Here is a 10,475-nt window from a genome sequence, read left to right as displayed (position 1 = left end):
GGGAAGGGCATCGGCGCAGTGGGCCGATTACGCTGTTCGTTATGTCTGTCCGCACCCGCAAGCCGCTCGTCCCGGGCACACTGTCGCCCACCCGTGAAGTTCCGCGCGCCATCGAGCGCCCGGAATACGCGTGGAAGAAGACCGCCGACGAGGGACGCGAACCCTGGGTGCAGACCGCGGAGACGATCGAGAAGATGCGGATCGCCGGCAAGATCGCCGCGCAGGCGCTGGCGGAGGCGGGCAAGGCGGTCGCGCCCGGCGTCACCACCGACGAGCTGGATCGCATCGCGCACGAGTACATGTGCGACCACGGCGCCTACCCGTCGACGCTGGGCTACAAGGGTTTTCCGAAGTCGTGCTGCACCTCGCTGAACGAGGTCATCTGCCACGGCATCCCGGATTCCACCGTGATCGAGGACGGCGACATCGTCAACATCGACGTCACCGCCTACATCAACGGCGTGCACGGCGACACCAACAAGACCTTTCTCGCCGGTGAGGTGGACGAGGAGGTTCGCTTGCTGGTCGAGCGGACCGAGGAGGCCACCATGCGGGCGATCAAGGCGGTCCGGCCGGGCCGGGCGCTGAACGTGATCGGCCGGGTCATCGAGTCCTACGCCAATCGTTTCGGCTACGGCGTGGTCCGCGACTTCACCGGCCACGGTGTCGGCCCGACGTTCCACAGCGGGCTGGTGGTGCTGCACTACGACCAGCCCGCCGTGGAGACCGTCATCGAGCCGGGCATGACGTTCACCATCGAGCCGATGATCAACCTCGGCGGGATCGACTACGAGATCTGGGACGACGGCTGGACAGTGGTCACCAAGGACCGCAAATGGACGGCGCAGTTCGAGCACACCCTGGTGGTCACCGAATCGGGGACCGAGATCCTGACCCTCCCGTGACCGGCCGGACCGGACGCGATCCGGTCGGCCGGACGTCCCGGGCGGCCGCGCACCGGACGAGCCGCCGATGAAGGGCGCGCTGCTGGTCGCGGGCACCACCTCGGATGCGGGCAAGAGCGTCGTCGTGGCCGGGATCTGCCGGATGCTGGCGCGGCGTGGCGTGCGCGTGGCCCCGTTCAAGGCGCAGAACATGTCCAACAACTCCGTGGTCACGCTGGACGGCGGGGAGATCGGCCGGGCGCAGGCGCTACAGGCCAAGGCGTGTGGACTCGAGCCGAGCGTGCGGTTCAATCCCGTGCTGCTCAAGCCGGGCAGCGACCGGCGTTCCCAGCTGGTGGTGCGGGGGAAGGCCATCGGCACCGTGGGCGCCGAGGACTACATCCGGCACCGCCGGGAGTTGCGCGCCGTGGTGGCCGCCGAACTCGCGGCGCTGCGGGACGAATACGACGTGGTGGTCTGCGAGGGCGCGGGATCGCCCGCCGAGATCAATCTGCGCGCGACGGATCTGGCGAACATGGGCCTCGCGCGTGCCGCGGGCCTGCCGGTGCTGCTCGTGGGGGACATCGACCGCGGTGGCGTGCTCGCCCACCTCTTCGGCACGGTCGCCATCCTCGAGCCCGAGGATCAGCGGTTGATCTCGGGGTTCGTCGTCAACAAGTTCCGCGGCGCGGTCGAGTTACTTCGCCCCGGGCTGGAACGTCTCGCCGAACTCACCGGCCGTCCCACCCTCGGCGTGCTCCCGTATGCCGAGGACCTCTGGATCGACGCGGAGGACTCGCTGGGCACCCTCGCCGACGCTCCGGTCGGCCGCCCCCGCCCGCCGGTGGGCGCCGAATGGCTGACCGTCGCCGCGATCCGGCTGCCGCGCGTCTCGAACTCCACCGATGTCGAGGCGCTCGCCTGCGAGCCCGGCGTCTCGGTGCGCTGGGTGAGCGAGCCGTCCCGCTTGGCGGGCGCCGACCTGGTGGTCCTGCCGGGCAGCAAGGCGACGGTGTCGGATCTGCGCTGGTTGCGGCGTACCGGCATCGCCGACGCCCTGCGGGCGCGCGCCGCCGCGGGCGGACCGATCCTCGGCGTCTGCGGCGGGTACCAGATGCTCGGTACCCGCATCGTCGACTCGGTCGAGTCCGGCGCGGGCGCGGTCGACGGGCTCGGCCTGCTCGACCTGACCGTCGAGTTCGCCGAGTCCAAGGTTCTGCGTCGCAGCGCAGGGCATGCGCAGGGCGTCGCGGTACGCGGCTACGAGATCCACCACGGACGTGTCACGCACACCGGTGATCCGGCCTGGCTCACCATCGACGGCGAGCCGGAAGGCAGTGTCCGCGGCGTGGTGTGGGGCACCCACCTGCACGGGCTGCTGGAATCCGACGAGTTGCGCCGCGGTTGGCTCCGCGCGGTGGCCGCTGCCGCGGGCCGGTCGGAATTCGTTGTCGCCGATGATGTCTCGGTCGCGGCGGTGCGGGCCGCGCAGCTCGACCTGCTGGCCGATCTGATCGAGGCCCACCTCGATCTGGCCGCGCTGGAGCGCCTGATCACCGAGGGCGCGCCGGTAGGCTTGCCCATCCTGGCCACCGAGGCGATCGGCGTGAGCGGCCGTATCGGTTGACGGGGGCCACCCCGCGCCTTACCTTGCAGTAAGGAATTCGGCCCCGGGTAAGGCGCGGGCCGATCGGAGACGGTCGGGTGTGAGATGATGGCGGCGGAGAAGAGACCCGGTGGCCGAGGGGGGAACGTGGTGTCCGCGTCGGTCACCAGTAAGGGGCAGATCACGATCCCGATCGATGTGCGCGTGGCGATGGGCCTGCGCACGGGCGTGCGGGTCGCGTTCGTGCCCACTGCCAACGGCACCTACGAACTGGTGCCCGAAACGCGCACCATCAAGTCGCTGAAGGGCATCGTGGGCTGGTCCGGCTCGCCGATCGGCCTGGTCGAGATGAACGAGGCGATCGCGGGCAACGTCGTGGAAGGCAAGCCGCGATGATCGGTCTGGACGCCAATGTGCTGATCCGCTACCTCACCCAGGACGATCCGGAGCAATCCGCCCGGGCCAACCAGGTGATCGACGGGCTCAGCGAGAGCAAGCCCGGCTACATCACGATGATCGTGCTCGCCGAAATCCACTGGGTGCTGCGCCGCGGCTACAAGCAGGACCCCGAGGCGGTCACCGACGTACTGCTCGGACTGCTCGACTCCAGCGAGATCGTCGTCGAACGCTCCGACACCGTGCGCCAGGCGCTGCGCCGGGCCGCCGACGGCGCCGACTTCGCCGACGCGTTGATCCAGCAGCTCGGCCAGGAGGCCGGGTGTGAGCTGACCGTCACCTTCGACCACAACGCAGGTGAGCGGGCCGGGATGCGCCTGCTCGCCTGAATCGGGCACCCCCGACCGGCCCTGGCGGTGCCCCGATCCGTGTAGCGTGATTCGGCATGGAATCTCGGCAGATCACGGTCGGTGACCGGGCGTGGACCGTGCGGATCGACGGACCGGAATCCCGGCACAGCGTGCTGCTGCTGCCCGACGCGGGTGACGCGGCGGACGTCTTCGATCAGGTGTGTGCCCGCCTGCACAACTCGGATCTGCGCACCTTCGCGGTGGAATCGATCGAGGGCCTCGACCCGGCCGGCGTGACCGCGATCCTGGACGAACTCGGGCTGCCGTGGGTGAACGTCGCCGGACGCGGGATGGGCGCGATACTGGCCTGGCAGTCCTGCGCACGCGTGTTCGGCCGTTTCCAGAGCCTGGTTGTGGCCGATCGTGGGCACCCCGCAGCGCCAGGGGCCGACGGCGCGGTGGCCGACGCGGCCACCGGTCCGGTCGAGGTGCCGACCACGCTGCTGGTCACCAAGAACCTGCCGCGCTCGGTGGCCGACGCGTCGGGGCGGTTCGTCTACGGCGAGTTCCGGGTGGTCGAGGTGGACGTCACCAACGTGGCCACCGAAGCAGACCACGAGCTGGCCACCGAGATCGTGCTACGCACCAGCCTCTGGTGATTTCGCGCCCGCGGCTTCCTGATAGCCCGCCAGCCAGTCCAGCCAGTTGTCGAGCTCCCGGAACGCCTGCGCCAGCGGTTCGGGGCCGGACAGGAACACGTCGTGCTTGGCGCCGTCGATCGGCACCATGTTGGTGCGGTCGCCCAGGCAGCCCGACCAGCGCTGGATCTGCTTGACGTCGAGCACCGCGTCGGCCACGTCCACGGCGGGGCCGTACTGCCTGGCGAACTTGGTCATCCGGGAGCGCAGGATCAGCGAGGGCACCCCGATGTCGAGGCCCTGGTGCAGCCGCGCGTGGCCGTTGCGGATCGCGCGCAGCCAGCCGAGCCGCACCGGGAAGCCCTGCAACGGCTTCCAGTCCAGGTTGTAATTCCACTCACCGGACACCGAGTGGTGCAGGCTGTCGCCGTAGGTGCTGACCTTGCCGCCGCCGGGCAGCTCGACCATCTTCCTGAACCGGCCGATGGCCTTGATGATCGGCGTGCCGACGGTCCGGTAGTACGCGGGGCCCTGCAGGTCGAACCACGGGCTGTTGAGCACCACGCCGGTGATGCCCGCGGCGGCCGTGCCCTGGGCGCGGTTGAGCCGGTCCAGCCACAGCGATACCACCAGGCCGCCGGTGGAGTGCGCGTTGACCACGACGGAAGCGCCGCCGGTCTCGGCCCGGATGATCCGCAACGACTCCGCCAGCTCCTGATCGTAGAAAGCGAGATCCGTCACATAGTGCGGCGTGTGCCCGTCCCGCAGTGACCGGCCGCATTTGCGCAGGTCGAGCGCGTAGAACTGGAATCCGCGCGCGGCGAAGTGCTCGGCGAGGTGTTCCTGGAAGAAGTAGTCGGTGAATCCGTGGACATAGAGCACCGCGCCCGCGGTCTGCGCGACGGCGCCGGTGGGGGTGTAGCGCACCAGCGTGGCGTCCACCGAGCCTTCGCCGTCGGGGTCGGGGCCGAGGGGCAGCGTGCGCTGCTGATAGTGCGGGCCGAGGACGTCTGGGCGCCAGCCTTCGCCATCCGGCGAAGTGCTGACCGGCTCGGCAAGGGACTGTTCGTTCGTCACGCGACCAATGTATTGGACGGTGCCACGCGCCGACAGACCTTGGCTGTCACCCTGCCGCCGAAGTGACGACGATCTCTGTCGCATTCCGCACATTCAGCAGGTTCGCTGCGGGGCCGCGGCGTGGTGAGGTGCACAATTGGGCTTAGGTGAACGGCGGGTAACCTGACTCCCGCTTATGCCGTTCGGGGCCGGCTGACGCCGGAACCGAGCCACAACCACACCGTGCCCAGGCAGGTCCACCCGCCCGGTGGGCCCGCGCAGAAGGACAAGGAAGTCGATCTACCCGTGCCGAACGCTGCCATGACTGAAAAGACCGATGTAGTCCTCATCGGTGCCGGAATCATGAGTGCCACTCTCGGCGCGCTGCTGCGGCAGCTGCAGCCGAGCTGGTCGATCTCCCTGTTCGAGCGGCTCGACGCCGCGGCAGCGGAGAGCAGCGATCCGTGGAACAACGCGGGTACCGGACACTCCGCGCTCTGCGAGCTGAACTACAGCCCGCAGAACGCCGACGGCTCGGTGGACATCACCAAGGCCGTCGACATCAACGAGCGCTTCCAGGTCTCCCGCCAGTTCTGGTCCTACGGCGTGGAGAACGGCATCCTGCGCGACCCGTCCGCGTTCATCAACCCGATTCCGCACGTCAGCTTCGTGCACGGCGCCGAAAACGTGGAGTACCTGCGTAAGCGGTACGAGGCGCTGGCGCCGCACCCGCTGTTCGAGGGCATGGAGTTCATCGACAGCCCCGACGAGTTCACCCGGCGGTTGCCGCTGATGGCGCGCGGGCGCGACTTCTCCGACCCGATCGCGTTGAACTGGACCGACGGCGGCACCGACATCGACTTCGGCTCGCTCACCCAGGAGCTGCTCGCCTACCTCGGCGCCTCCGGCGTCGACCTGGCCTTCGGCAACGAGGTCCGCGACCTGTCCAAGCAGTCCGACGGGTCATGGCTGGTCACCGTGCGCAACGTCCGCACCAGGGAAACCCGCAGGCTGATCAGCAAGTTCGTGTTCGTCGGCGCGGGCGGCGGCGCGCTGCCGCTGCTGCAGAAGGCGAACATCAAGGAGGCCAAGGGATTCGGCGGCTTCCCGGTCAGCGGTCAGTTCTTCCGCTGCGTCAACCCGGCGCTGATCCATCAGCACGAGGCCAAGGTGTACGGAAAGGCAGCCGTCGGCGCCCCGCCGATGTCGGTGCCGCATTTGGACACCCGCGTGATCAAGGGCAAGCCGGGCCTGCTGTTCGGCCCGTACGCGGGCTGGACGCCGAAGTTCCTCAAGGACGGCAAGAACACCGACCTGTTCAAGTCGGTGCGCCCGAACAACATCTTCTCGCTGCTCGGTGTCGGCGTCACCGAGCTCGGCCTGACCAAGTACCTGGTCAGCGAGCTGCTGAAGTCCGAAGCGGGCAAGGTGGTCACCCTGTCGGAATTCATCCCGCGCGCCGAGGGCAGGGACTGGGAGCTGATCACCGCGGGCCAGCGCGTGCAGGTGATCCGCCGCAAGGGCGTGGGCGGCGTGCTCGAGTTCGGCACCGCGGTGATCGCCGCGCAGGACGGCTCGATCGCCGGTCTGCTCGGCGCGTCTCCTGGCGCCTCCACTTGCGTCACCGCCATGCTGGACGTCCTGCAGCGCTGCTTCCCGCAGGAGTACGCCGAGTGGACGCCGAAGCTGAAGGAAATGGTCCCCTCGCTGGGCGTGAAGCTCTCCGACGACCCGGCGCTGTTCCACGAAGTGTGGGATTGGACCTCCAAAGCGCTGAACCTCGTCGACGGCGGTGAGAACACGCCGAGGCACACGGGGGTCGCGGCGCACGCCTGAGTTGTGATAGCAAGACGCGATGATGTCAACGGTTGCTCTCAAACGCTCCTGGGCGCAGGATCTCGATACCGCGACGCTCTACCAGCTGTTGAAACTTCGCGTCGAAGTCTTCGTCGTCGAACAGAAGTGCGCGTATCCCGAGCTGGACGGGAAGGACTTGCTTCCCGAGACCCGGCACTTCTGGCTCGATGACGAGGGCGAGGTGATCGCCACGCTGCGCCTGTGCGAGGAACACCACGACGGGGTGAAGAGCTTCCGCATCGGCAGGCTCTGTACGGCGGCGCCCGCTCGCGGGCACGGGTACACCACGCGGCTGGTGCAGGCGGCGCTGGCCGAGGTCGGCTCGGCGACGGTGCGGCTGAGCGCGCAGAGCTACCTGATCGACCTCTACAGCAAGCACGGGTTCAAGGTCGACGGCCCGGAATTCGAGGAAGACGGCATCGCCCACGTGCCGATGCGCCGGGGCGGGGAGTAGCACCTCCCGCGCCGCCGTTCGCACCCACTCCGGGCCGCTCCGGAGTGGGTGCGTCATCTTCCGACGCCCGCCCGCATCGGTTCTGAATCGAAGGGCCCTGTCGGGTGGGCGAGGGCGCGCGCTTACAGTTGGGGCGTGTCCGTGTCCCATGCCGAAACAGTGCCGACGTCCGATCAGCGCAGCCGAACGCGTCCGGGCTCGGACGGTGAAGCGGGCTTCCCGTTCTCGGCGGTGGTCGGGCAGGAACGGTTGCAGCTGGCGCTGATCCTCTGCGCGGTGCATCCCGGCATCGGCGGGGTCCTGGTGCGCGGGGAGAAGGGCACCGCCAAGTCGACCGTGGTGCGCGCGCTGGCCCAGCTGCTGCCGCCGGTGGTGGACGAGACCGGCGCGCGGCAGGCCCGCCTGGTGGAACTGCCGGTGGGCGCGACCGAGGACCGCGTGGTCGGTTCGCTGGACCTGGAGCGGGTGCTGCGAGACGGGGAGCAGGCGTTCCGGCCCGGCTTGCTGGCCGCGGCCCACCACGGCGTGCTCTACGTCGACGAGGTCAACCTGCTGCACGACCATCTGGTGGACGTGCTGCTGGACGCCGCGGCGATGGGCCGGGTGCACATCGAACGCGACGGCGTCTCGCACTCCCATCCGGCGCGCTTCGTGCTGGTCGGCACGATGAACCCGGAAGAAGGCGAGCTGCGTCCGCAGCTGCTGGACCGGTTCGGCCTGACCGTGGACGTGGCGGCCTCCCGGGACGTGGACGTGCGCATGGCTGTGGTGCGCCGCAGGCTGGACTACGAGGCCGACCCGGCCGGATTCGCGGCCCGATACGCCGAGGCCGACCACGAGGTGGCCGAGCGGATCCTCGCCGCCCGCGACCGGGTGGCGCGGGTGGTGCTCGACGACGTGGAGTTGCGCCGGATCGCCGCGCTGTGCGCCGCGTTCGACGTCGACGGGATGCGCGCCGATCTGGTCGTCGCGCGCACCGCGACGGCGCACGCCGCCTGGCGCGGCGGCGACGCGGTGACCGAGGACGACGTGCGGGTGGCCGCCGAACTGGCGCTGCCGCACCGGCGTCGCCGCGATCCGTTCGACGAGCCCGGCATCAGCGAACAGCAGCTCGACGACGCCATGCGCGACGCGGCGGCGCAGGCGCGGCGCGAGGACGAGACGTCCGAACCGGACGGCGCGACCGAGCCGACCGGCGATCCGAGCGGTTCGACGGCGGACGACGCGGGTGCGGGCGACGATCCGGACGACGGCCCAGAAGACCCGTCGCCACCCGGTGGTCCGGGCGGCGGCAAGTCGGCGGAAGGACGCAGTGGCGCACCGGTTTCCGCCGGGGCGCGCACCCCGCGCTGGGAAGTGCCCGGCGTCGGCGAAGGCGCTCCGGGGCGGCGCTCCCGTGCGGAATCACGGCACGGGCGCGTAGTGCGTCCGAACACCGACACCTCCGCGGGCCTGCATCTGCTCGGTACCGTGTTCGCGGCCGCGCCGCATCAGCGTTCCCGTGGCCGAGGGGAAGGGCCGTTGCGGCTGGCCGCCGCCGACCTGCGTGGCGCGTATCGGGAAGGGCGAGAAGGGAATCTGGTCGTCTTCGTGGTCGACGCCTCCGGTTCCATGGCCGCCCGCGACCGGTTGTCCGCCGTCACCGGTGCGGTGGTCACCCTGCTGCGGGACGCCTATCAGCGCCGCGACAAGGTCGCCGTCGTCAGCGTGCGCGGCGCGGAGGCGGAACTCGTGCTGCCGCCCACGTCGTCGGTGGACATCGCGGTGCGCCGGTTGTCCGGGATGCGCACCGGCGGGAAGACGCCGTTGGCCGCCGGTCTGTTGCGGGCACGGGAGGTCGTGCTGCGTGAGCGTGTGCGCGATCCGCGCCGCAGGCCGATGCTGGTGCTGCTCACCGACGGTCGTGCCACGGGCGGCGCCGATCCGGTTCCGCGCGCCCGCGCCGCGGCCGGCTTGCTCGCCAGGGACGCGGTCACCTCGATCGTGGTCGACTGCGAACGCGGCATGATCCGTCTTGGGCTGGCCGCGGAGCTGGCTCGCGACCTGCGCGGGGGTTATCTGAGGCTGGCCGAGCTGACCGGTGATTCGGTGGCGGACGTCGTCCGCGCGGGTTCCGGGAGCCCGACCGGGATGTCGGTGCGGGCGGCTAGAGCAGCAGCGTGAGCGCGACTGGCGAACGGCGTATCGGGTGGAGTCCGCACGGCGCTCCGTCGGCGGTGCTGGAGGTTTCTGCGGCACTCCGTTCCGCGGTGCGCGGGCCGGGCGCCTGAGGTGACTCCGGTGGCTCCAGGTCTGGACGCACAGGTTCGGAAGTGATCCGAGGACGAGCAAGGAGATTCGATGCCCAAGGGTGTTCCGGAAACCGTTCCCGACGACGGGCTGACCACCCGGCAGCGGCGCAATCAGCCGGTGCTCGCGGTGCACACCGGGCCGGGCAAGGGTAAGTCGACGGCGGCGTTCGGAATGGCGCTGCGCGCTTGGAACCAAGGCTTCGACGTCGCGGTGTTCCAGTTCGTGAAGAGTGCCAAATGGAAGGTGGGCGAGGAAGCCGCTTTCCGTGCCCTGGGCGCGGTGCACGAGCAGACCGGCGCGGGCGCGCCGGTCGAATGGCACAAGATGGGCGAGGGCTGGTCCTGGACCCGTAAACAGGGCACCGAGCAGGACCACGCCGCCGCGGCGCTGGCCGGCTGGCAGGAGATCGCGCGCCGCCTGAAGGCCGAACAGCACCGCTTCTACGTTTTGGACGAGTTCACCTATCCCCTGAAGTGGGGCTGGGTGGACGTCGCCGAAGTAGTGGACACCCTCAACGCGCGGCCCGGCAACCAGCACGTCGTCATCACCGGCCGCGACGCACCCCAACCCCTTCTCGAAGCCGCCGACCTCGTTACGGAGATGACCAAACTCAAGCACCCCATGGACGCGGGCCGTAAAGGCCAGCGAGGCATCGAATGGTGACCGTCGCGAGCGGTGCAGGGCTGCGGCGAATCGCGAAAGGCCGTGTGCCACGCGCGCGGTGGGGGCGAGGATGAGAGCGGTCGTGGTGGCGGCGCCTGCGTCGGGGAGCGGGAAGACGACCGTGGCGACCGGGTTGGTGGGGGCGTTGCGGCGCGCGGGACACAGGTACACGTCGCCGGCCTGGAAGCCGAGAAGTTCCCGTAGCCAGCGGCCAGGAGGGTCCGGATAGGACCCCAAGGGTCCTCCCGGCAATGGGCGCTGTATTCCTTTGGGTCGACC

General features: G+C 69.8%; 10 protein-coding genes and 1 pseudogene. 10 read left to right on the top strand and 1 reads right to left on the bottom strand.

Annotated features, from left to right (window positions below; genetic code table 11):
- Positions 1-41: 41 nt before the first annotated feature.
- The 5 genes from map to HOV91_RS36980 all read left to right on the top strand — a co-directional run bounded on the left by map (position 42) and on the right by HOV91_RS36980 (position 3,895).
- Entirely contained in the window at positions 42-905 is an 864-nt protein-coding gene (map, locus tag HOV91_RS37000) for a type I methionyl aminopeptidase (RefSeq protein ID WP_174189861.1), read from the top strand.
- A gap of 67 nt (positions 906-972) precedes the next feature.
- Positions 973-2,511: a cobyric acid synthase gene (locus tag HOV91_RS36995; protein WP_174189860.1), complete on the top strand. Its 1,539-nt coding sequence runs from the start codon at positions 973-975 to the stop codon at positions 2,509-2,511.
- Between the two features lie 126 nt (positions 2,512-2,637).
- Positions 2,638-2,886: an AbrB/MazE/SpoVT family DNA-binding domain-containing protein gene (locus tag HOV91_RS40720; RefSeq protein WP_174189859.1), complete on the top strand. Its 249-nt coding sequence runs from the start codon at positions 2,638-2,640 to the stop codon at positions 2,884-2,886.
- Complete coding sequence (locus HOV91_RS36985) at positions 2,883-3,275, top strand: type II toxin-antitoxin system VapC family toxin (protein ID WP_174189858.1); 393 nt, start codon at positions 2,883-2,885, stop codon at positions 3,273-3,275. Before HOV91_RS40720 ends, HOV91_RS36985 begins: the two co-directional genes overlap by 4 nt.
- 56 nt (positions 3,276-3,331) lie before the next feature.
- A complete protein-coding gene (locus tag HOV91_RS36980; RefSeq protein ID WP_174189857.1) occupies positions 3,332-3,895 on the top strand; it encodes an alpha/beta hydrolase in 564 nt (187 codons plus the stop codon).
- Here HOV91_RS36980 and HOV91_RS36975 read toward each other — a convergent pair.
- A complete protein-coding gene (locus HOV91_RS36975; RefSeq protein ID WP_312884924.1) occupies positions 3,875-4,951 on the bottom strand; it encodes an alpha/beta hydrolase in 1,077 nt (358 codons plus the stop codon). The genes HOV91_RS36980 and HOV91_RS36975 overlap by 21 nt on opposite strands.
- 300 nt (positions 4,952-5,251) lie before the next feature.
- On the opposite strand from HOV91_RS36975, the gene mqo reads away from it, so the two are divergent.
- The 5 genes and pseudogenes from mqo to HOV91_RS41340 all read left to right on the top strand — a co-directional run.
- Positions 5,252-6,766 carry a malate dehydrogenase (quinone) gene (gene mqo, locus HOV91_RS36970; protein WP_174189855.1) on the top strand — a complete coding sequence of 505 codons (1,515 nt, stop codon included), beginning with the start codon at positions 5,252-5,254 and terminating at the stop codon, positions 6,764-6,766.
- Positions 6,767-6,785: 19 nt separating this feature from the next.
- A complete protein-coding gene (locus tag HOV91_RS36965) occupies positions 6,786-7,241 on the top strand; it encodes a GNAT family N-acetyltransferase (protein ID WP_174189854.1) in 456 nt (151 codons plus the stop codon).
- 159 nt (positions 7,242-7,400) lie between these two features.
- Positions 7,401-9,404, top strand: coding sequence for a magnesium chelatase subunit D family protein (locus tag HOV91_RS36960; protein ID WP_312884926.1), 2,004 nt, complete (start codon positions 7,401-7,403; stop codon positions 9,402-9,404).
- Between the two features lie 177 nt (positions 9,405-9,581).
- Entirely contained in the window at positions 9,582-10,196 is a 615-nt protein-coding gene (cobO, locus tag HOV91_RS36955) for a cob(I)yrinic acid a,c-diamide adenosyltransferase (protein ID WP_174189852.1), read from the top strand.
- A gap of 70 nt (positions 10,197-10,266) precedes the next feature.
- A pseudogene (locus tag HOV91_RS41340) lies at positions 10,267-10,362 on the top strand (nucleotide-binding protein); the annotation flags it as partial.
- Positions 10,363-10,475 lie beyond the last annotated feature (113 nt).

The sequence above is a fragment of the Nocardia barduliensis genome (genome assembly GCF_013315795.1).
Lineage (GTDB): Bacteria > Actinomycetota > Actinomycetes > Mycobacteriales > Mycobacteriaceae > Nocardia > Nocardia barduliensis.
Note: the sequence above shows the minus strand (reverse complement) of the source record. Positions and strands in the feature narration are given on the sequence as shown.